We start from the raw sequence: 23979 nt of genomic DNA, 5'->3' as shown, positions 1-23979 counted from the left end.
GATAAATAAATCACTAGATTTTATTGAGTGTTCTTTTGTATCGCAGCACTATTGATTACTTAATAAAATTGTAGGTGTTTATAAATTAATATATTTAAATTGTATACAGTGTACTATCAGCCGCAGATTTTAACGGCTGATAGTATTTTTACTTATTTTTTCTCAATGATGTACATATCTTTAGCATATAAACTGTCTACTGGCTCTTTATTTGTTACACCACCTACATGAGGTTTAATCATTCTAATGTTTACATAATCGTAAATAGGAATAAGAGGGGAATCCTCATCAAGTTGTAACGCAGCTTGCTGATAGATTTCGTCTCTTTGTTTTTCATCTGTACTCTTTATCGCGTCTTGTAATAGTTGATCAAATTTTGGATTGTTGTAATACGTTGTATTATTTGAAGAATCCGATTTGTATATATTTAAGAAAGAAGACGCATCGTTATAATCCGCGCACCAACCGTAACGAGAAACTTCATAATTTCCATTATGTCGACTATCGATGAACGTTTTCCATTCTTGGTTAACTAATTCAACTTCAGCGCCTAGATTCTTTTTCCACATTTGACTTGCAGCGATGGCAATACGTTTGTGTGCATCATTGGTATTGTAAAGTAGCTGGAATTTCAAAGGCTTTTTCTTATCAAAACCCGCTTCAGCCAGTAAAGCTTGAGCTTCCTTATTTCTTTCTTCTTGTGATTTATTAGCCCAATCCGGAGTGGGTAACGTAATGCCATCCGCGGCTCTTGGGACCACACTGTAAGCAGGTAATTGCCCTTGACCGACGACTTTTTCAGCCATAGTTTTTTGGTCTAAAGCCAATTTGAGCGCTTGACGCACACGAACATCATTAAAAGGGGCTTTGTTATTATTAATATCAAAGAAATAAGAGCATAATCTTGGCCCTATATGTAATTCATCTGGTAATTCTTGCTTCATTTTATTGAATAACTCAATCGATAAAGAGAGCGTCATGTCTAAGTCATCAGCACGGTAACGCTGAAGTTCTACATTCACATCGGTCGGCACATAGATCACTTTTTCTAAAACAGTTTTGTTATTGTCCCAGTAAAGAGGATTGCGCGTTAACTCAATTTTTTCATTCACAACCCATTCCGAGAGATTAAATGCGCCGTTCCCTACAAAATTACCAGGAGAAGTCCACTTATCACCATGCGTTTCGATGGTTTTGCGGTGTAAGGGGCTTAATGCATAGTGGGGTAACATTTTGGGGAAATAGGAAACAGGGGTGCTTAACGTGACTTGTAACGTTAAATCATCAACAGCTTTTACGCCTAAAGACTCAGGTTTCGCTGTGCCTTTAATAATTTCGGAGCTATTTAGAATATGTGCATACTCTAAGAAACTAGCAAAAGGTGAAGCGGTTTCTGGAGTAATAATTCTTTGCCAGGCATATACATAATCATGTGCTGTCACCAGATCACCATTTGACCATTTAACCCCAGGGCGTAGATGAAAAGTCCAGTTTTGGTTATCAGTCGTTTCCCAATGGGTTGCTCCAGCAGGTATTAAATTCCCATTCGGATCAGTGATGGCTAAGCCTTCAAGTAGCTCATTAAAAATGTTTCTTTCAGGTACCCCCTCGACACGATGAGGATCGAGTCCTTGGATTTCGCTACCATTACTGCGCACTAATACTTGTTCTTTAGCTAAAGTAACACCTTCAGGTACCTCTGCTGCATTCGCGGTAGACAGCGCAGAGAATAGTGATAATAAGGAAAGCGTGATAAGGCTTTTTTTAAACATAAATAGTTTCCCATGAACGATGGTTGATTGTAAACGCGTATTTTAAAGTTTAATGTAATAGTTAAAAGATGCAAGCTTAAATATATTTTAGTTAAAAGAAAAAATTCAATGGATGGCAATTAAAACTTAGCTGCATTGAATTATATTGATCTTAAGATAAAACTAGAAGTGAATACCCTACTAAAATTATCATATTTGATTTCAACTATTTATACCTAGCAAGCAATTAGATATTTATTTTTACACTGATATCAAAAAATTTATTATATCATTGATGGTTTCATGATTATAAGGGCTATTTCACACAAATGCATTTGCATTAGTCAAAATAGATGAGTGAAGAAATAAAATGTCCATTGCATCAGCTACGGCAAAAATAAAATTTAAACATTCTATGTGAATAAAAATTTAGTTCAGAAGAAAATGTTAAAACAGAAAAAAATTAGCACAAAGGTGATTGTAAGGCGCGTAGCAATTCATTGATTAGTGTATTCGTAATAGCTTGCTTATCTGGAATATTTTTCGTGATGTTTGCAACCGAGGTCATTTGCATCCCTAGCAATCCACACGGGTTGATATAATCAAAAGGGGTCAAATCAATATCAATATTTAATGCAAGGCCGTGTAAAGTACATCCTTTACTGACTTTTAACCCTAATGAACATATTTTTTTTTCTGATGAGGATGAAGAGAATCTATCTAAGGACTGGTCAATCACTATGCCAGGATTAGAAAGGGATGAGTCGCCCACTGTTTTGTTAGATATATTCTTCGAAAAAAGGCAGCTGATCTCATCTACATAAACCCCTGGAGCATCTTTTCTTGCATAAGCTTCAATCGAAAATTTGGCTAAGGTATTGATCACACTTGTTTCAAGCAAAGTAACAAATTCCCTTATATTTAAGCCATACCTTTTTAAATTAATTAATGGATAAATAATCAGTTGTCCTGGCCCATGAAAAGTGACTTGTCCGCCACGGTCACTTTGAAAAATAGGAATCGATGATGTTTTGAGAATATGTTCTTCTTTGCCTGCCCGTCCTTGAGTGAATATTTCTGGGTGCTCTAAAACCCAAATTTCATCTAAAGTTGTTGCGTTTCGGTTATGCGTAAAATCATGCATAGCTTTGTAGCTAGACGCATAACTAATGAGCCCTAAGTGCTTGATTATTATTTCTGAGTTTAACGCATAATTTTTCATTTTTCGGCGGCATCGCTGTCAATAGGAAAGTTTTATTAGCTGACTTGTCGAAGGTATCTATTTGAACACTTTTGTTTAGTTAGATGATCATGCAATTTGTGCATCCTAAAGGTTAATAACCCTATAACTCCATAATCACAAAATTACAAAACAAGTTTAACCCCTTCAATTTTACCAAATTCATAATAGAGGCTTTCTATTTGCTCTATTTTAGTGGCATGGATCATCAAACTAATGGATTGATAATTACCCTTAGCGCTTGGCTTGATAACTGGCTGATAATCCCCTGGTACATGTTTTTGTACTATTTGCATGGTCTGCTCTAAAATAGAAGGATCGGTAATGCTCATGATTTTAAAGGGAAAATCACAAGGGAATTCTAGTAAATGTTCTAAATTTGTTTTCATCATAATATATTATGTCTTTATAAGTAAAAAAATAGGCTTAGTTATGGACTCAATATAGTGGTAAAAAAATAATATACAAGTCCATTAGTACAAATTAAATTTTAAATGGTTGTAGTAGCGCTTAACTTGGCTTTTTGTAATTTATGATAAGCAGCTATTAGGTTTTGATGAGCTTTAAAGCTCATTGGGGTATTAGGAATACCTGGTTCAATTTGTAGACCGTAAAATGGCATAATACCCTGAATCGCCAATTTAGCAGCACTAAAAATATCCCCACCGTATAGTGTTGAAAAGACCTCTTCATATTCATCTAGATGTCTCTCTGCTTCTTGAGTCAGAAGCAGAAGTGTTTGTAAGCAACGATAATAGGTTAAACGATCTTTTGAAAAAACCGTTTGATTGTAATCAACCGTCCATTCGACCCACATGAGTGCATTGTCATACTCTTTTAAGATAAGATATAACATCGATTTAAGCTCACCTACTCTTAGGGTAAACCATGCATTGTCGGACCCTGTTGCAATACCTAAAAGCTCTCTTATCCTAATTGACTCATCTAAATCTAGGGCATCAAATTCTTCAAGCAAAGCTCGAGCTTTATCTGTTTCGATTTTGCTGGAGCTTAGCGCTAAAATTTGCTCACGCAGATGAATACCCATAGAGTTATTTGCATAGATTAAATCATCAGGGTGATAAATTTCTGACATACCAGGAACAATAATACGGCAAGCATCAACTCCTAGATGATTGTAGTGCATTGTATAGATGTCAGTATCAAGCCTATAGATCATTTGGGTTAATTGTTGGAGTTCCTCTTCTGTGGTACCAGCAAAATCCCAATGATTGAATTCGTAGTCTGGTACATTCTTGAAAAAATCCCAGGACAATACGCCGCTTGAATCGATAAAGTGGGTTTCTAAGTTTGCAAAATCAGCAACTTCTTCATCATCAAAAGAGGGGGAGGGGAAAACATCTAGACTGTCTAAAGAACGACCTTGTAATAGCTCAGTAACCGCCCGCTCATAGGCAACTTCAAAATTAGGGTGAGCACCAAAGGAGGCGAAACATCCACTGTTTTCAGGATTAAGTAACACAACGGCAATAACAGGATAATTACCACCTAGTGAAGCATCATACCTAAACACATGAAAGCCTTCTTTTTCAAGAGATTTTATAGCCGTTGCAATCTTAGGGTAGGTTTCTGTAATTACATCAGGAATTTTGGGGAGAGCTAAGCAATCTGCAATGACTTTATTTTTCACAAAACGTTCAAAAATCTCAGAGAGCGCTTGAACTTTTGCTTCAAACAAATTATTGCCAGCAGACATGCCATTAGAGACATATAAGTTGCCAATGATATTCATCGGAATATAGACAGTTTCTTTATCACTTTCTCTAATAAAAGGCAAAGCGCATATCCCTCTATTTTTATCTGAAGATTGAAGATCTGTCAATTGCGCAGGATCAATTTCGCCTTCAGAGTCATAAAAATTGATAAGTCTTTCATCCAACAATCCTTCAGGCCAACTATTTTCTTCAACTTTAAACCATTTTTCATTAGGGTAGTGAACGAATGAATAAGGAAGGGTATTATCACCTAAGTAAAAATCTGCGAAGAAATAGTTGGTACTCAAACGCTCAAAGTACTCGCCAAGAGCACTTGCAAGTGCCGCCTTTTTAGAGGCTCCCTTACCATTGGTAAAGCACAAGGCACACTCTTTGTCTTTAATATGGACTGACCAAACATTTTCAACAGGATTTAACCAAGACGCTTCTTCAATAATGAAGCCTAGTTCAGAAAGTTTTGTTTGAAACCTATTAATGGTCTCTTCTAAGGGGGCATCTTTTCCTGGAATAAATGAGTGTTGCATAGTGAAATCCTTTAATAAAGAAAATTAATACTAGATGTGGGCACAAAAAATTAGAGATTAGTTGTAACTCATTTAAATCCTATAAATCCGCAAAAAAAAGACTAACTCAAACAGTTCTCACTAATAATATGGTTAAACAATTAGAATGGCCAACTTAATTAAAATGTATATGAATTTAAACGCCGTTGAATATGTGTTTACTCTACGTTATCAATCGGCCGGCTAGAACAATAATACAAAATCATTACTAACCGGTATTCTCAGTGATTTAATTATTTATCACTAAAAGGTAGCATACGCTTTAAAGTATTATCTTTTAGAAAATAATGATGAAAAAGAGCTGCAGTTACATGTAAAGCGATAAGTCCTAATATAATCAACCCAACAGTATCATGAACATCTCTTAAGACATAGGAAAAATCTTCGTCTACTGGTACGAATGGATTGATTTCCATTCCAATAAATGACCAAGACCTACCATCATACGCCCTAAAGAAAACCCCAATGATTGGCTGGATTAAAAAGAGTAAGTATAGCGTATGATGACCCGCTTTAGAAGCCACTCTAAAAAACTTTGTCATTGGCGGTGTAATGGCTGGGGTTTGGAATTTAAAGTGCATTATAAACCGTATCAGCATAAATAACCAAACAAATACCCCAAGATTAAAGTGGATTGTGGTCAAAGTTTTCTCTGTTGTATATGATACATAATCACTTAAATAAATAGTAGCATATAATCCAATGACTAAAAATAAAGTCATCCAATGCATGAAAATTTGGATGGATTTATAACGTTCTAACATGTAAAAACCTCACACTTATTAATTAAAAATTAATGGTGCAATTGTATTCCTAATTCTTGACGCGCGAACGCTCCTGATCCTAAGAGACCTGTTTGTGGATGAGTAATTAAAAAAACAGGGATGTTTCTAGTATACTCAGAAAAACGGCCCTTATCTTCAAAACCGGCTCTGAAATCAGATTTTTCAAAAAAAGGTAATATTTTAGGAACAATGCCACCAGCTAAATAAATTCCGCCAAAAGCCCCCAGAGTAAGCGCTAAGTTACCACCGAAGCGACCTAAAATTCTGCAAAAATGCTCTAGGGTTTTTACCGATATCGTACAACTATTATCAAGAGCATGTGCAGTAATATCTTTAGCTTCTGTAAATTGAGCAGTTTGGTTATGATGCTCGCAAAGTGCATTGTAAATATTAACAATGCCCATACCAGACAATATTCTTTCTGCAGAAACTCTACCTTGATAAAAATTTCTTGTATATTTTAAAATCGCAATTTCTTCATTACACGTGGGTGCAAAATCCACATGTCCTCCCTCTGCAGCAAAAGTTACCCATTTGCCCTGCGCTGGAATAAGATAAGAGACGCCCAGTCCAGTGCCAGCGCCATATACACCAACAGGTTGGTCTTTAATCGCATTTTGTCCACCAAATTGAATAACGTCATTCTCTTTTAGCATAGGAATTGCCATAGAGACGGCTGTAAAATCATTAATAAAGAAAAGATGGTCAAAATCAAATTGAGATTGCACTTTTGTTCTGGAAAATTGCCAAGCATTATTTGTCATTTTAATCTGATCGCTTGTGATAGCTGTTGCAATAGCAAAGCAACCTGCCTTGATTGCCTTAGTTGATGTAATGCAGCCGTGTGATTGACATCTTCCTAAATAGACTTCTATGACTTCTTCAATACCAGGATAATCAGCAGTTTGAAAGTTTTCAATTGTACTGATTTCTCCTGAATCAATATGGCATAGACCAAAGCGTGCATTAGTACCACCAATATCTGCGACAATAATGTACTTATTTTCCATGGGAGTTTCCTCAATTTTATGATGTTAAAGTTGACTAAGTTTGGGATAATGCTTAAATAAAAGGAATTCTAGTATAGCATCAATCGATTAACTATTTGAGGAATATTGATACAAATTGTCATGATACTGTAATTATTTTTTCCTCAAAAAAGCCCTTAAATTAAAGGGCTTAGCGTTTATTTAGTTTACATCATAAAAGAGAGAATAATGCCTTATTTTAATGCAGCTCTGACACCTTTTGCATACTCAGGGTGTACTTTTTCAAATAAAGCCAATTGCCTTTCAATAATATTGTCAGGAACACCGTGCATCGCTGCAGCTATATTTTGGAACAAACGAGATTTTTCTTCTTGAGAAAAGAGTTCAAATAAAGCTCTTGGCTGAGTAAAATCATCATTCCCTTCTCTGTGATTATATCTATCGGCATCACCAGAAATTTTTAGAGGGGGTTCTTTAAACTGAGCTGACTCAGTGGCACCACCGAAAGAATTAGGCTCATAATAAGCATTTTCATTACCAGTTAATTCCGCCGCTTTATGGCCAAAGAAATTCATTGAACCATCAGCATGGTAGTGATGAACGGGACATTTAGGCGCATTAACAGGAAGCGCTTCATAATGTGTACCTAAACGATAACGATGTGCATCCGCATAACTGAAAATCCTAGCTTGGAGCATTTTATCTGGTGAGAAACCGATACCTGGTACAACATTACTTGGCGAAAATGCTGCCTGTTCAATTTGAGCAAAATAATTTTGAGGGTTTTTATTCAATTCCACCACACCAACTTTGATAAGTGGATATTCACTGTGTGGCCAAACTTTGGTTAAATCAAATGGATTATAAGAGAGTTTCTCAACATCCATTTCTGGCATTACTTGAACAAACATGTTCCATTTTGGATAGTTACCCTCAGCTATGGCACCAAAGAGATCTTCTTGATAACTTTCGCGAGTTTTACCAATTACTGCTTCAGCTTCAGTATTAGTTAATGTTTTATGGCCTTGTTGAGTTTTAAAATGGAATTTCACCCAGAATCTTTCACCTTTTGCATTCCAGAAACTGTAAGTATGCGAGCCGTAACCATTCATAAAACGAGGACTAACAGGAATCCCTCTATCACTCATAAGAATTGTAATTTGATGCAATGACTCAGGGGATAAACTCCAAAAATCCCATGCTGCTGTTGCACTTCTTAAATGAGTTACTGGGTGGCGTTTTTGTGTATGTATAAAATCAGGAAATTTTAGCGGATCACGAATGAAAAACACGGGTGTATTGTTCCCAACAACATCCCAGTTACCTTCTTCTGTATAAAATTTAAGAGCGAAACCTCTGACGTCTCTTTCTGCATCCGCTGCACCTAATTCACCAGCAACCGTAGAAAACCTAGCAAGCATATCTACTTGTTGCCCCACTTTAGAGAAAACCTTTGCACAGCTGTATTGGCTGATATCTTCAGTGATTGTCAGTGTTCCAAATGCCCCCCAGCCTTTGGCATGAACAACTCGCTCAGGAATACGTTCACGATTTTGATGCGCTAGTTTTTCAATTAATTGCCAATCTTGCATTAGAACTGGACCATTAGCACCTGCAGTTAAACTATTTTGATTATCTGCAATAGGGGCACCTGCAGTTGTAGTCATTACTGGGCATTGAAGTTCTTTTTTCATAAATTCTCCTTGAGTATATTAAGTGTTAATTAGGAATTCCATTTAGTATGAGTAATTAAAACAACCCATGATTTAGTTGTTGTAAAAAACTGTACATAAAGTAACAGAAACTTAAATAACAAGCCAATCAATAATAGTAATGCATGTGATAGATCAAACCTTTTATTTTGAAGATAACCTCCCAAGACTATAATCTTTGGATGTATTCTAAAAAGAGGCAGTAAAACTAATTCTACACCAGAAAATCGCTAGAAAAGTGAATTTTTCTGAGAGCATTTACTCTCTTTTTTATTGCAAAATAATGAACAATGACACTTAAAAAATAGTCTCAGTCAAACACTAATTAAATATAACGATTTCATTGAATATATAACTAACTGCGTTTTAAATTGTTCCGCAAGATAAAAATTTTCAATTTAAAGTAAAAGTAAAAAGTAAAAGTAAAAGTAAAAGTAAAAGTAAAAGTAAAAATAAAAATAAAAGTAAAAATAAAATTTCAAATCAAGGAAGTAAAAAGCTAACAGCTATTTGAATTTTACTATTAGCTGAATTCAGTCAGATAACAAGGATGGTACAATAAAATGGACATAAAAAGAGATAGCAAATCATTAATTACTAAAGAGTTGATATTTTTTAATTCAAACGAATATATTGTAAATAAACTCCCCCAAAATATATCTCAAGAGGTAAGTATTCTAATTTCCAGGATAAAAACATTACTCTGCCTCAGTGAACATGAATATATCGAATTAATCATACCCACACTGAATAGATTCTATGCATATAGTTACTTTGTTCCTGCTTCACAAATGCATCATCATGCCTACCAAGGGGGGCTGTTAACACATAGTCTTGAAGTCGGATTATTTTTACTAATTTTGACCGAAGATGAAATACTGGTATCGGATGGTGCTCCAGAGAGAAGAAAAAAGTTAGAAAAAAAATGGAGAGTTGCGCTTTTTGTAGCAGGACTAAGTCATGATTTTGGTAAACTTTTTACCGATATGACAATTAAAATAGCTAATACCTCAGAAGTTTGGGAGCCGTTTAAAGAAAGTTTTCAGGAGTGGTCCACGCCATTTGTTACAGCTGATATTCAAATTGAATGGGCCAAAGGTAGATTTAAAGTGCATGAATCGCTGGCAGCCTTTTCATGTTCATTCTTATTAACCCAACCTCTGCTTATGTGGCTTTGTGAGTATGGAACTGAGATTCTTATTGAATTGTATGACGGCATTTCCTTGCAAAATAAGCAGCATAAGTTAACCGATTGGATCCTTCGTGCGGATCAAAAAAGTGTTGAAACGCATTTTAAAACATCAGCAAATAAATCCCAACTCTACACCACTAAACCATGTAAAAACACATTAATACAATGTGTCGAACAAATAATTAGTTCATTAATTGTAGATGAAATATGGACTGTCAACCAAAGGGGGGCAAGATTTTGGTATCAAATAGAGAGTAACAGTGAATGTTTGTATCTTGTTTGGGGGCATGCGTGCCAAGAGCTTTTAGAAAAGTTGCAGATCAATTACATCGTTGAGGGATATTCGCAAGAGTCTCTTTTTGATGTATTGAATCAATCTGGTTTTTTTGAAAAACAACAGGACAGCTCGGTATTCATAAAATTGTCACCGAGTTGTTTAAGCCAAGGGAACAAAAAAATTTTTTTAAATATGGTTCAAATAAAAAATCCGACTAAGTTCATTAGTGAGTTAAAAAGAGGCGAACCTATTAATACCATTGAATTTGAAAGGGGAGGTACAGGAAAAGTACTTGATAGCATCTGCAGTGATAAACAAAATTTAGTAACTCATGCTGCTACATCTTGTGAAGAACAGCAGCAAAATCTGCTTCATAAAAATAAATTAAACACTGCAGTTAATACAGGGTATGTCAATATATCAAATTTTCCTGATCTTAATAATACGCTTTTTGAACCAACGACATCACCATATGTCAGCAATACTAAACTATGCCATTCACAACACAAAGCACCTTCTTTACTCAACGAAATAAAAAAGCAGGAGCAGGGAAAAATAAAAGTGACATCAAAAAGTTTTTTTCAACAGACAATTCATCTGCTTTTAAATGAATTTTCAAACTTTCTTGAAATAAATGAATTAGGAGTATCCTTTAATCTATATGAGCTTCGAGAAGCATTCAGTGTTAAAGGATATGATGAGAATTTACTCATTAAATCTTTTATCCATCATCGAAAATGTGAATTAAGCTCAGAAGGAAATGCATTTATTTCACTCTCGCATAAAGATCGTATAGCTATCAGTAAGATGTATGAAAAAGAGTAAATGGATGCAAAAAAAATATGCTAGCTATCAAAATGTTTACCGACCAATTTATGAACATGCATCAATTTGGTTATGGGCTATCTTTATTTTCAATACGATAGGTTATGTTAAATACTATGCATTACCATTCATCTATGCAATGATTGTTTCTCTGCTGGCACTTCTTTATATTATATATCAATTTAGGCAAGGCATTCAGTTGAGTCAATTTCAACCACAAGGGGAAGGGCATTCTCTTACCTTTATGAATGTAGATGCGTTAAGTGAATTGATGACAAAGCATGACGATCTCCTTTGGTTAGGAGAAGGCTTTGAGTGGACAGCAGAGCATACTCAACGTTTGATTGATTTTCAACGTATGCATTCTAAAATTTCTAAATCAAGTCAAAAAAGTATTGAAAAAGAGAGCAGTACATTCGGTGCACACTGGCTACATGGATTGGATGCTAAACAGACTTATCTATTTCAGCCCCTTTTGCATACTGAGGGACATACCCTAATTGTTGGAACCACTGGTGCTGGAAAAACTCGTTGCTTTGATACATTGATCACTCAGGCTATTTTGCGAAATGAAGCGGTTATAATTATCGATCCTAAAGGAGACAAAGCTTTATGTAACAATGCAAAAAGGGCTTGTGAACATATCTGTGCTGCTGAACGATTTATCTACTTTCATCCTGGCTTCCCTGAGCACTCTGTCAAAATCAATCCGCTGCGAAATTTTAATCGAGGCACCGAGATAGCAAGTCGTATTGCTGCGCTCATTCCATCAGAAACTGGGGCCGATCCCTTTAAAGCATTTGGTCAAATGGCACTGAATAACATTGTGCAGGGATTACTCATCATAGGGCAAAGACCTAGCCTTAAAACACTTCGTTATTATCTAGAAAGTGGTCCTGAAGAATTAGTTGTCAAAGCGGTATATGCCTATGCTAAAAAAAATATCATACAATTTAATGAAGTATTTACAGAGATAAAAGTTAAGGCCAATAACCAAAAAATGAAAATGGCACATTATTTATATGAATACTATTTTTCAGAAGTACAACCTCATTATCCTAATAGCGATTTGGAAGGATTATTAAGTATGTTCAAGCATGATAGAACACATTACTCAAAGATGGTGGCCTCTTTAATGCCAGTATTAAATATGTTGACTTCAAGTGAGTTAGGTCCCTTACTTTCCCCTAAATCTACCCTGGAGCATATTGATGATAAAATTACTGATTTTGCTAAAATTATCCAAACGAATAGTGTGGCTTATATCGGCTTAGATTCACTGACAGATGCGATGGTGGGTAGTGCGATAGGTTCTTTATTATTATCCGATCTTACTGCGGTTGCAGGGGATAGATATAATTATGGAATTGAAAATCTCCCTGTAAATATTTTTATTGATGAAGCGGCTGAAGTTATAAACGATCCCTTTATTCAATTATTAAATAAAGGACGTGGTGCAAAAATGCGTTGTGTCGTAGCAACACAGACATTTGCAGACTTCGCGGCGAGAACAGGAAGTGAAGCTAAGGCACTTCAGGTTCTTGGTAATATCAATAATTTTCTTATCTTCAGAATTATGGATGCAAAAACTCAGCAATATGTCGCTGATAATTTTCCTATGGTAAGGATCAATACAATTATTAATGATATTGGGACAAATAATCATGCTGAAGAACTACTACTTGCTAGTGGTTCAGCAGGAAAGAGACTTCAGGAAGAAGAAGTGACACTTTTTCCTAAAGATTTACTTGGTCAGTTACCCAACCTTGAGTATATCGCTATGGTATCTGGGGGAAAAATTTTAAAGGGCAGATTACCTATTTTAACCACTCATTAACTGTTTAACTAAATAATGAAACGCTATTGAATAACTAACAACTACCTTGACAAGTTCCGAAAACGAAAAAAAACAATTAAATAGAATAAAATTAAGTGAACAAAATTTTCCTCATCATATTACTATCCCTGTCTTTGCTTGTGCTTTGCCTATTAATTCTCGGATTATCTACCGAACAATCTCTCACATTGCACATAAATGAACATCAAATAAATATTAAAAATGTACTAGGGGATACAACCTGTCAGCGGATACTGCAAAAGACAAACAGCGATTACCAAAAATTAGTCATTCATTCAGGATTAAAAAAACATGTACAGCATTTTTTTATCCCAAGTGGAGATGAAAAAATGCATTCTAAGGGATTAGAAACCTTAGGAAACAGCTATTTTAATTGGATGAATCAGCGTATTGAACTTTTGAGTAAACTGTGGTTTTTGGTTTTATTTAAAAAAAATGTATTGACGCTGTTTTTACCGTGGTTGTGTGTGTATTATGTTGCTTTGAGTATTGAAGGAGAGCTAATAAGACGCAAGAAAAGCTACGAATTTGCTTTGCCTAGTGCACTGCGTTTTGGTTTTGCCATAAAAGCTATTATTGCTGCGAGTTGGCTTTTACTTTATGTCTTAATATTACCGTATGCATGGACATTATTTTTGTTACTATTGTTGTCACTTATCGTAGGATTTTTTTCTATGTTACTTTTTGCTAATGCCAACTATCGATAGAAGAAGAGTTGGCCCCTGGTTTTATTGATTCTGGAAAGATTTGGTATTGTCATAATCTCTAAAATCGATCCTCCCCCAGCGGAGGATTGATTTTAGAACATGTTAAACTGCGTTAATTTTTAATCTATTTAGTTATTGGGTGAAATCCGTAAACCCTCTTTATTAAATAAATGGCAATCACTTAACGCAAACATGACGTTAATTTTTTGAAACATACCCACATGATGATCGCCATTCATTTGTACTTTAAATCCTTCAACATCACCTATTCGTCCAAATAGGTATGTGGCACTGCCAAGACGTTCACTAACTTCACTATCAAAAACAAGAGTATGGTGAGTATCAGGAACTACCGTATCATCACTAAAAAGTTGGATGTGTTCAGGTCTTATTCCTAATTTGACATTATCTCCAATTGAGACTTTTTCTAAATAATTGATAGGCAATACGATAGTCTGCTTGTTAGCTAATTCAACCGTAACATAGGCTTTGTCACCATTTTCATAGTTATTTGATTTGATAACACCCGGAATAAAATTCATTTTAGGCGATCCAATGAATCCTGCAACAAATTCATTGATGGGTCTATGATATAAATCAAGTGGCGAGCCTACTTGTTCTATATTGCCAGCTCTAAGAACTACGATTTTATCTGCTAACGTCATTGCCTCGACTTGATCATGTGTCACGTAAATCATAGTGTTCTGTAACTCATAATGTAGTTTAGCAATCTGTAAGCGCATATCAACACGCAGTTCAGCATCAAGATTAGATAATGGTTCATCAAATAAGAAAACCTTAGGTTCACGTACTATCGCTCTTCCTATGGCAACACGTTGCCTTTGTCCTCCGGACAGATCTTTTGGTTTTCTTTTAAGTAAATGTTCCATTTGAAGAGTTTTTGCGGCGGCATTAACTCTGGCTTGGATAACAGATTTATCAACGCCATTCATTTTCAAGCCAAATCCCATATTTTCTTCTACCGTCATATGAGGGTAAAGTGCATAGGATTGAAAAACCATCGCCACACCACGATTAGCAGGATCTACATGGTTAACTAATTGATTGTCAATCCATAACTCTCCCTCTGTAATCTCTTCAAGTCCGGCAATCATTCTTAATAAGGTTGATTTACCGCACCCAGAGGGGCCTACAAATACAGTAAATTCACCACTTTTGATTTCAAGATCTATACCGTGAATGGTCTGGGTTTTATCATACCGTTTAATTAATTTTTTAATTGAAATATCAGCCATGAGTTATTCCTCAGTTAAAGTAATGCTTAACGTCACTGCGTCAAAACGGTTACTAGTGACTTTAATTGATACAGGGCCTGGCGTATTGCCAGCTTCTAGCCAAAAGCCTACCGCGCCGCCTTTAAGAATAAGTTGAGTAGGACCAATTACTTTTGCATCACCTTGAACATCTATCGTAATAAAATCATCGATAAACCATAAAATGTTATCGGCTTGATCAAATGCATTTACTATGACACGTGTTTGTGCCCTTTGTTTTACAGGTAAGGAGTCATAATCGCTAGCGATGGTTAAATGGCTTGCAACTGGATTTTCAGGCATATGCACTGTTTTAACACATTGCCCATTGAGATAGCCACGCATAGTGACGCTCGACCATTTCATCCCCCAAAGACCAAACTCTTCAGCTGAAATAATAGAATCATCTACAATCATAGGTGGGTGAGGAAGATTGGGATAACGATTATTAGAAGGATAGACTGTTTTAATTGTATGATCGCCTACTTGAAATTCAACCTTATCCAGGTTAGTTAAAATCATCGTTGGTAAAACAAGGCATTCAGGGCGTTCCCCACGAGCCCATACGGTAACAGGTTGTAGAACAATTTCTTCCTCAGGTTCACACTGGCTTTTATAGGCATAGGCGGCAAATTTAGGGATCCTAAACATATCAGTGATGCCGTGGTAACAAATTCTATCACCTGCACCAAAATCTTTGTGAGTATTATAATCAAATAAACACCAACCAATGCCTCCAGATATAGACTCATCGGCATAATAGGCATTCATTACACGAAGATGGCGCGTGACATGCTCAACTTGATGTAACTCAGGATCGAAACGTTTAGTCGGGAACATATGACCATTAAACTCAGTGACCATATAAGGTACTTTTCTGTCGAGGCCGGTTACTACTTGTTGGGTACGTAATGCAAGTTCTCCACCATTTAAAACAAAGTCATTCATAGTATAGACATCTTCTAATAGTTCACTGTTTGGTATGCAGCGTACGCCTCCAGTCTGACGGCTAATGTCTAAAGATTTTGCCATAGCATTGGTTTTTTCATAAAAAGATCTATTATCAGGAGATTCATTGATACGAACTCCCCAGAGAATGATACTTGCATGGTTCCAATCTCTTTCAATCATTCGTTTAACACTATCAATCGTTACCGCCTGCCAGGCTTCATCACCTATATGTTGCCATCCAGGGATTTCTTCAAAAACCAGTAGACCTAACTCATCACATCTTTCTAAAAAGCTTTTCGCTTGAGGGTAATGTGACGTTCTTACTAAGTTAAATTTCAGTTCTTTTTTAACTAAATCAGCATCCATACGCTGAGCGTGATCACCCATTGCATAGCCTACATAAGGGTATGATTGGTGCCTATTGATCCCACGGATTTTTAGTTTTCTCCCATTGAGTAAAAAGCCATTCTCAGTAAATTTAACTTGCCTAAAGCCGATTTTATGGGTAAAAACATCTTGGCTTGTTTGATTAGCAATGCTTACGTCTAGTGTATAAAGAACAGGGTTGTTAACATCCCAAAGTTCAATGAGATTAAGATCATCAATAACAAAGGTTGACTCTGTTTGTGATACATTTTGTTCTAGGGTAATAGTCACTGTTTTACTTGAAACAATGACATTATTTTTATCCTTAAGCGTAGCAATTAGGGTAACGGGCGTTTTAGATTCACTGTGGGCATTATCCACACTTTCAATAAATGCAGTGATTTCAAGCTGCGCGGTTTTAGACGTGGTTTGTTGACCTTGTGCATCGTCAGCTAAGATATGTGTTGGAATCGCTCTGATGTTTTTGAGACGAATTTCATCTTTAGTTTTTAACCAAACGTGGCGGTAGATACCCGCATAAGTTAAATAGTCAATTTGACCGCCAAAAGGAGGGATATTCGGGTTTTCAGAGCCATCAATGATGACTGTCAGAACGCCATCTTTTTCTTTAAGATAAGGGGTAATATTGACTTCAAAAGGAGTATAACCATCTTTATGTTCACAAATAAGAGTTCCATTAAGGTATACGTGGGAATTTGCCATTGCACCATCAAATTGGATCCAAACTTGTTTGTTTTCAAAAGATTGCTCCCAATGAATGACTTTTTGATAAGTGAACGGTTTTTGATAACAGGTTTCATCAAAATAGTTATAAGGTAAATCTACGGCATTATGTGGGAGCGTTACATTTTGGCTCGCTGATAATTTATCTTCAGGTACAGAAGTATAACTTCCCTCAATAAAAATCCAATCATTATTATAGTTGTATGTAGCATTTGAATGAGTCATTAGAGTGCCTCTATTATTAAATATATAGAATTATGGGTAAATATTGCTTTTATAAATCAAAGTACATGCTTTATTTCACTGAACCTACCATCCCTGCCACAAATTGTTTTTGCATAGCAAAAAAGACCAATAATGTAGGTAAGGTAGTCACTAAAGTGCCTATCATTATTACGCCAAAATCAGGGACGTAAGCAGAGGATAAAGAAGATAACATTAGATTTAACGTTTTAGTTTCAGAAGACTGAAGAACAATTAAAGGCCACAGGTAGTTATTCCAGTTAGCCATGAATGTGATGATAAATGCCGCCGCATAGGTTGAACGCATGGATGGAAAAAAGACATAGACAAAAATTTTCCACTCTTTAACACCGTCGACTCTAGCCGCATCAATTAACTCTTTAGGAAATTGTTTTGCACATTGTCTAAAATAAAAAATGATGTAAACAGAGGCAATGCTTGGCAAGATAACGGCTAGATGGGTATTTAACAGATTAAACTTTGCCATCATTTGAAAAAGTGGGATCATAAGCGCCGCAAAAGGAACCATCATGGTTAGCAGGATGACATTAAAAACGCGATCGCGTAGTTTTGATTTGTAAATTTCAAACCCATAGCCAGCGAGAGAAGCGACAATTAATGTAAGAATGGTACCTAATAAAGAGATTTTAGCACTATTGAAAAACATCAATCCCAAATCAGCGGATTCATTGAGTCTAGAAAAATTATTTATAAATTCCGATCCAAATGTTAATTTGCCTTTAGTGACATCGGTTGAGGTGTTGGTACTGCTTACTACTAACCAGTAGAATGGAAAAACCGAAACAAATGCCATAAAAGAGAGAAAAACATACATTAATATACGATAAAATCTATCAGAAAAACGAGGAGTCTTATTCATCTTTATTTATCCTTAGCCACTTTAAACTGTATAAACGCAAACAGCGCAGAAAATATCACAATGACGTACGATACTGTAGCTGCATAACCAAAATTAGGCACAAATTTAAAGGACAAGTTATAGATATACATGGATAACGTTAGGGTTGCATTAGACGGGCCACCTTGAGTAATATTCATCGCTTCATCAAATAGTTGAAGTGTCCCTATGGTTGACATAATGGAAGTAAATAAAATGACTGGTTTGAGTAAAGGAATCGTAATTCTAAAGAAAGCCTGAATCGGGGTGACTCCTTCAAGTCTAGCTGCTTCATAAATAGACTTATCTATATTTTGCATAGCAGCTAAATAAAAAATCATATTATAGCCTGTCCAGCGCCATGTGATGGCAACGATAATGGTGACTTTCGCCCAAAAAGGGTCGGTTAACCATGGGATAGGTGAGTCAATGATACCGAGCGATAAAAGTGTGGAGTTAACAATCCCATCATAGCTCAGCATACTTTTAAATACGATAGAATAAGCGACTAATGAAGTGACACAGGGTAAAAAAATTGCCAGTCTAAACCAACTGCGGCCCATGAGTTTTGAAGAATTCAAACACGATGCTGTGGCAAGAGATATCAAGATCATGATAGGCACTTGAATAATTAAAAAAATAAAGGTATTGGTCAATGCCGTTAAAAAGACCTTGTCATTTAAGAGACGAGAAAAATTTCCTAAACCGACGAATTTAGTAACAACCCCTTTCCCAGATTGAGTGGATAGCCACAAAGAATTGATAATAGGGTAAAGCATAAATATGGCAATCAGCCCAAGGGCGATGGACACAAAAAGCCAACCATTAATGTCATAAAATTTATGAAAACTTTTACGTTGAGTAGCTTGCATAGTTACCTTCTTTGGGTTGCATATTGATGCAACATAAAGTGTTTAAAACATCCACTGGCTAAACTAATGGCTTAACGTTTGTTATTCGTTAAGCCATGAATTATTAAAAACTATTGAATTTGATACTGTAAAGAAGTTTCGAGTTCTTCAATTAATTGATCTAGTGTCATTTGGTCATTAAAGTAAGCAGGCATAAGCGCTTTTAGTGCTTCATCCGCTTCATAAGTATAGAGACCATAGTTTATGCTAGGAATTTGGCCAAACCAGTTAGCAAAATCTTGATAGATAGTTTGTCCACCAAAAAACTCAATCGGTTTTTTATAAGCTTCAGACTGACTTGCTGGGATAAATGTTCCTACAGCTCCACGTTCGGTAAGAATTTTGTCATAGAAGCTGACGTCTTTACCAAATGTTTCATTTAAAAATTCAATGGCTTTATCTTTATTAGGGCTAGCAGAAAAAACGTACCAGCTCGAGCCACCAATATTTGAGTAATGCGTAGCGTTATCAACGCCAGTTAACTTGGGTAAAGGAGCTACAGCCCATTTTCCAGCTTGATCTTTGGTACTTTCTACCGTCGGAGTTATCCATACGCCTGCGTTAATAATACTAGTGGAATCTCCAGAGGTGAATACACTTACCCAATCTGACCATCCTAAAGCAGGTCTAACAATTCCCGCTTTATGCATCTCTTTTTGTAACTCAAGAGCACGTTTGAAGGCGGTATTATTTTTAAGGTTTAATTCTCCGTTATCATCGAAATACCAGCTACCTGCCGAGTGCATCATAATACGTACTAATCCTGCTTCAGCTGGCTCCATTCCCATCATAAATTTTCCCGTTTTTTCTTTAACGGTTTTGCCTATTTCGATATAACGATCCCAAGTAATATTTTGCAGATCTTCTTTTTTAAAACCTGCTTGTTCAATATAATCAGTGCGATAATATAGACCGGTTACACCTGTATCAAAAGGGAGTCCATAAGTTTTATCATCGACAGTCATCATTTTTATTTTGTAAGGGGCAAATTGACTGTAATCGACTTTGCCATTCATAGGTTCAAATGCGCCTGGATAGGAAGTTAAAAACTTTTGTGCATTATAGTCTTCTATTAAAACGATATCAGGTAGCGTATCGCTCATCCCTGAGGCTAGCATTGCCTGCATTTTTTGTTCCACATCTGCTTTAGCAAAATCTTCTATTTTGATTTCTACATCAGGGTTTTTCGCTTGGTAAATTTCTTTTGCAGTTTGCATAATCGCAATATTAAAATTAGGATCCCAAGCCCAAACAGTCAGGCTATCAGATTTTGCAAACACACTTAATGAGCATAAACTAAGTGAGGCACTTAAAAGACTGAGAGTATATTTTACGTTTTTTTTCATCGTTTATTCCCTTTTGTTGGTACGTGATTCTAGGTTCAGTTTCACGTAAGGATTGTGCTTATTGCTTAGTTAATTTAAGCAACATAGCGGTTTGTGGATCTAAAATAGGTAAAGCAAGTCCTATGTTGGCAATCATCTCACCGTTTAGCCAAATAGGTGAATGGATTTGTTTCGCCATCTGAATTGAAGTGTGTGATTTGAAGTCATAAGTCCCCATAGAGGGTAGTAAATGCTTTAACCACTCAGGCCATTTCTTCATCAAATGACCACAGTTTGCTGGGATATCTAAGCACTCTATTTTGTATCGACTGTTTTCCTCTAAAAATGGCAATTTAACAACGGGTGGCGTTGAAAAACTGGGCATGGCCATTTGTGCAATAGAGATAATGGTTTGAGTATCATCACTGACCGCATGGATAATTTGGCTTTTATCTATGGAATCTAGACGAAACGCTTTACCTTTATGAAGTAAAGGTCTTAATTCTTTGTGCAGTGTAAGATAATGAGTTAATTCATCTAATTCGGAACTTGGGGTTTTAAGCGGATCGAACTCAATTCCCATATGACCAAATAAGGCAGTAATCGCTCTGAAATTGACAGTATGTTGTCGATAAGTCGAATGGCTTATGGATGCTCCAATATGAGTCCCTAAAATTTCTGGTGGGAAAAAATAGCTGAGATTTCGTTGAATAGATTGTCTTTCAAATGCATCATTGCAGTCAGATGCCCAGAATCTTTGGGTTCTTTTTAATATCTCATAATCCATTCTTCCGCCACCAGAAGCACAAGACTCAATTTCAACATTTGGGTGCTTCTTTTTAAGCTTATCAATTAAGCGATAGACCTGATGGGTTTGTTTACTGTAGGCTGCGGTAAAGTTGTGAGAAGCTTGCACTAAATCTCTGTTCATATCCCATTTTAGATAATTGATAGGATATTCACTTAGTAGTGTATCTAAGCGTTCAAAAACATAGTCAAAACAATCTTCTAGCTGTAAGTTCAGCACATATTGATATCTACCCGTAGGCTGAATATACCCAGGGGTTTCAAGCAACCATTCTGGATGGTTTTTAAAGAGTAATGACTCCTTGCTTATCATTTCAGGTTCTACCCAAAGCCCAAATTGCATACCCAAAGCATGCACTTTTTCTATAATGGGAGTGAGTCCTTCAGGATATTTATTTTTATCAACATACCAGTCCCCTAATGCACGTTTGTCATCGCTTCGCCCAATAAACCAACCATCATCAATAATAAAACGTTCAATACCCACTTCACTGGCTTTTTCTGCCATAGATAAAATATATTTGGGGTCGTGGTCAAAATAGATGCCTTCCCAAGTATTTAAATGGATTGGTCTAACAGGGAGATCTTGAGCAAATTTCACTAAATTGTTTCTGATGAACGCATGAAAATTTTGGGACATCCCATTAAAACCCTGTTGGCTATAAGAGGCATATAAAGTAGGTACATGATATGTATCATTGTTTTGTAATATAATTTCTCCTGGCATTAAAAGCTCATTCGCTTGAACAAATCTTTTAGCATCAGTCTCGACATGAACATTAAATTGATGGTTTCCGCTCCATGCCAAATGAAAGCCTATTGCATCTCCATGAAATTCATTTGTTTCACGTTTGCTAATGATGACACCAGGAAAATATTCTAACGAGGTTTTGCCTCTGCGATTTTCTTGAATAATACTTTTTCTTTCTATGGGTTGTACCAGTTTTTGCATCTCTTGACACCAGCGACCATGAAAAGAGGTAAGTACAGACTCCTCGTCGAAAAAGGGTAGGGTATGAGCCAGTTTATTCAACGTGTAGGGGCTTTGGCTTAAATTCTTTAAGCTGAGATTTTTTTCCACAATATCTTCTTTTGTATGGAGCTTAAGTTCGATTGTTAATTCAAGTTCACATATATTATCGATAAGTATGCACTGTAATTTCTCCACATCCTTATGTGAACTCACTTCACATTGAATTAAATTAAATAAAGGCGCCCAGTGTTTGCCTTCTTTGTGTCCTTCAACACCTGGGCTACTAAATAGTCCTGAAGCCGACTCTGGACATAAACTCAACGGAATAAAATCGTCAAGTCCACCTTGAGGTACTGGTTTTGATAATGCAGCTAGCATATTTAAAACTAAAGAGACTTCATCGTTTAGCGTGTTTCGTTCTTCATCATGAGGTAATTCAATACACGAAGAGTTGAGATTTTTAATTCTTTTGCCCCAATAAATCAGAGTTGGCATACGCTCACATAAAATCAACAGACTCAGGTTTGAACTTTTTAAGTGAATGACCTTTGCTGCACTTTCTTTAATGTTAGTTTTTATCAATTGATTGAACGTTGTCATGATGGGTAACTCTTCAATGTTAGTGAAAACAAATATAGATGAATATTTATAATTTAGTATAAAACTTATTTACATGAATGTCTGTTATGTTACTTGATAATATTGTTTTTAGGTATTTATTAAATTAAAAGTGTGTTCTTATTCACATTGTTATCGCAAACATTTGTTGTTGATAACTGTCTCAACTCTTATTGGGTTATCAGGCAATTACTGCGAAAAAGTTAATTGATAAATTGTCTTGTGTTCATAAGCTGAATTTGCTTTTAAAAAACCATTTTTTCCTACCCATTCAGGGTGGTTGGGCCCGTCAGGAAAATATTGTGGTTCAATCGCTACGCCGTGACTTCTAGGATACATTCCAAAAGGTCCTTCTGCATTCGTCATAAAATCAGCTGTATATAATTGAATTGAAGGTTTGGTCGTGAACAGTTTTAAACTGACATCTTTATCTGGACTAATAAGAACTACATCAGCTTTACCACTTTGATTAGCTGTTTTTTCCAGAATAAAGGCAGTGTCATAAGGACGTTTGAATTGGGATAGGGTGGTTAAATCTGCATCCGTGTTTTTGCAGTTGACTATCCTGCCTGTTGGAATATTTGATTCTGATAGCTCAAGATAATTATTTGAATTTAAATAAATAAAGTGATCGAAAATAGAATGTTCTGACTCTATACCTGATAAGTTAAAGTAGGCATGATTCGTCAAATTTAAAAACGTATCTTCACTACTTAATCCTTTATAAGTAAGGGAAATCGAATCATCGTCTGACAATTCATAAATGACCTCAATGGCAATAGGTTTAGCGAATCCATCAATCAGACTTTGAGTTTTAAAATGGACTGATTGCTTTGAGATATGTGCTATTTCAAAACGGAGTTTATCTAGTCCTATTTGTCCCCCATGAAGTGCATTCTCTCCCTCATTGGCTAATAAAGAGTAGTGCTTGCCATTAAGATGATAGCAGGCGTTTGCGATTCGATTAGCATAAGGTCCAACAGTCACTCCCAAATAGGCAGTTTGTTTTTTATGTGCGGATAGATTCTTAGCAAAAAGAATAATATCTCTAAAAGATTCATTTAGAGTATTTTTAAGAGGTAATTGACATCTTAGCCATGTTGCACCAATGTCCATTAAGGTAATAGAAACATTATTCTTGTTTGTTAGTTTGACTAAATTGATTGGTTTGCCATCCTCATAGAGTGAATCAGCAAAGTGTTCATAAAAACTGTCATGAGTCATATAATATATC

At 35.9% G+C, this 23979-nt stretch carries 17 protein-coding genes; 3 read left to right on the top strand and 14 right to left on the bottom strand.

What is annotated here, in order from left to right; translation table 11 throughout:
- Positions 1-152: 152 nt before the first annotated feature.
- The 7 genes from ACFFIT_RS13005 to ACFFIT_RS12975 form a co-directional block, all read right to left on the bottom strand.
- Positions 153-1772 (bottom strand): ABC transporter substrate-binding protein, encoded by a 1620-nt coding sequence (locus ACFFIT_RS13005; protein WP_385878322.1) that lies wholly within the window; start codon positions 1770-1772, stop codon positions 153-155.
- A 442-nt stretch (positions 1773-2214) separates the two neighbouring features.
- Entirely contained in the window at positions 2215-2973 is a 759-nt protein-coding gene (gene lipB, locus ACFFIT_RS13000; protein ID WP_385878320.1) for a lipoyl(octanoyl) transferase LipB, read from the bottom strand.
- A gap of 143 nt (positions 2974-3116) precedes the next feature.
- Positions 3117-3380, bottom strand: coding sequence for a DUF493 family protein YbeD (gene ybeD, locus ACFFIT_RS12995; RefSeq protein ID WP_385878352.1), 264 nt, complete (start codon positions 3378-3380; stop codon positions 3117-3119).
- Positions 3381-3481: 101 nt separating this feature from the next.
- Entirely contained in the window at positions 3482-5251 is a 1770-nt protein-coding gene (gene ycaO / locus ACFFIT_RS12990; RefSeq protein WP_385878318.1) for a 30S ribosomal protein S12 methylthiotransferase accessory factor YcaO, read from the bottom strand.
- Positions 5252-5523: 272 nt separating this feature from the next.
- Positions 5524-6054: a cytochrome b gene (locus tag ACFFIT_RS12985; protein ID WP_385878316.1), complete on the bottom strand. Its 531-nt coding sequence runs from the start codon at positions 6052-6054 to the stop codon at positions 5524-5526.
- Positions 6055-6083: 29 nt separating this feature from the next.
- Positions 6084-7085 carry a glucokinase gene (locus ACFFIT_RS12980; RefSeq protein ID WP_385878315.1) on the bottom strand — a complete coding sequence of 334 codons (1002 nt, stop codon included), beginning with the start codon at positions 7083-7085 and terminating at the stop codon, positions 6084-6086.
- Between the two features lie 212 nt (positions 7086-7297).
- The gene (locus ACFFIT_RS12975; RefSeq protein ID WP_385878313.1) at positions 7298-8758 is read right to left on the bottom strand and encodes a catalase; all 1461 of its coding nucleotides are present in this window, start codon (positions 8756-8758) and stop codon (positions 7298-7300) included.
- Positions 8759-9339: 581 nt separating this feature from the next.
- Between ACFFIT_RS12975 and mobH the strand changes: the two genes are divergently transcribed.
- The 3 genes from mobH (at position 9340) to ACFFIT_RS12960 (ending at position 13635) form a co-directional block, all read left to right on the top strand.
- On the top strand, positions 9340-11070 hold the full coding sequence (mobH, locus tag ACFFIT_RS12970) for a MobH family relaxase (RefSeq protein WP_385878311.1): 1731 nt from the start codon (positions 9340-9342) through the stop codon (positions 11068-11070).
- A 4-nt stretch (positions 11071-11074) separates the two neighbouring features.
- Positions 11075-12907 carry a conjugative transfer system coupling protein TraD gene (traD, locus tag ACFFIT_RS12965; protein ID WP_446697458.1) on the top strand — a complete coding sequence of 611 codons (1833 nt, stop codon included), beginning with the start codon at positions 11075-11077 and terminating at the stop codon, positions 12905-12907.
- A 95-nt stretch (positions 12908-13002) separates the two neighbouring features.
- A complete protein-coding gene (locus ACFFIT_RS12960; protein ID WP_385878308.1) occupies positions 13003-13635 on the top strand; it encodes an IncC plasmid conjugative DNA transfer DtrJ family protein in 633 nt (210 codons plus the stop codon).
- Positions 13636-13763: 128 nt separating this feature from the next.
- Here ACFFIT_RS12960 and ACFFIT_RS12955 read toward each other — a convergent pair whose 3' ends face one another.
- The 7 genes from ACFFIT_RS12955 to ACFFIT_RS12925 all read right to left on the bottom strand — a co-directional run bounded on the left by ACFFIT_RS12955 (position 13764) and on the right by ACFFIT_RS12925 (position 23969).
- The gene (locus ACFFIT_RS12955) at positions 13764-14891 is read right to left on the bottom strand and encodes an ABC transporter ATP-binding protein (protein ID WP_385878306.1); all 1128 of its coding nucleotides are present in this window, start codon (positions 14889-14891) and stop codon (positions 13764-13766) included.
- Positions 14892-14894: 3 nt separating this feature from the next.
- Positions 14895-17195 (bottom strand): glycoside hydrolase family 2 protein, encoded by a 2301-nt coding sequence (locus ACFFIT_RS12950; RefSeq protein ID WP_385878304.1) that lies wholly within the window; start codon positions 17193-17195, stop codon positions 14895-14897.
- Between the two features lie 70 nt (positions 17196-17265).
- On the bottom strand, positions 17266-18093 hold the full coding sequence (locus tag ACFFIT_RS12945) for a carbohydrate ABC transporter permease (RefSeq protein ID WP_385878302.1): 828 nt from the start codon (positions 18091-18093) through the stop codon (positions 17266-17268).
- Between the two features lie 2 nt (positions 18094-18095).
- The gene (locus ACFFIT_RS12940) at positions 18096-18983 is read right to left on the bottom strand and encodes a carbohydrate ABC transporter permease (RefSeq protein ID WP_385878300.1); all 888 of its coding nucleotides are present in this window, start codon (positions 18981-18983) and stop codon (positions 18096-18098) included.
- 110 nt (positions 18984-19093) lie between these two features.
- The gene (locus ACFFIT_RS12935; RefSeq protein WP_385878298.1) at positions 19094-20368 is read right to left on the bottom strand and encodes an ABC transporter substrate-binding protein; all 1275 of its coding nucleotides are present in this window, start codon (positions 20366-20368) and stop codon (positions 19094-19096) included.
- 58 nt (positions 20369-20426) lie between these two features.
- Positions 20427-22727 carry an alpha-galactosidase gene (locus ACFFIT_RS12930; RefSeq protein ID WP_385878296.1) on the bottom strand — a complete coding sequence of 767 codons (2301 nt, stop codon included), beginning with the start codon at positions 22725-22727 and terminating at the stop codon, positions 20427-20429.
- 207 nt (positions 22728-22934) lie between these two features.
- Positions 22935-23969 (bottom strand): galactose-1-epimerase, encoded by a 1035-nt coding sequence (locus tag ACFFIT_RS12925; RefSeq protein WP_385878294.1) that lies wholly within the window; start codon positions 23967-23969, stop codon positions 22935-22937.
- Positions 23970-23979: the final 10 nt, after the last annotated feature.

The sequence above is a fragment of the Thorsellia kenyensis genome (assembly GCF_042432445.1).
GTDB lineage: Bacteria > Pseudomonadota > Gammaproteobacteria > Enterobacterales > Thorselliaceae > Thorsellia > Thorsellia kenyensis.
This window is presented reverse-complemented; position numbering and strand designations above follow the sequence as displayed.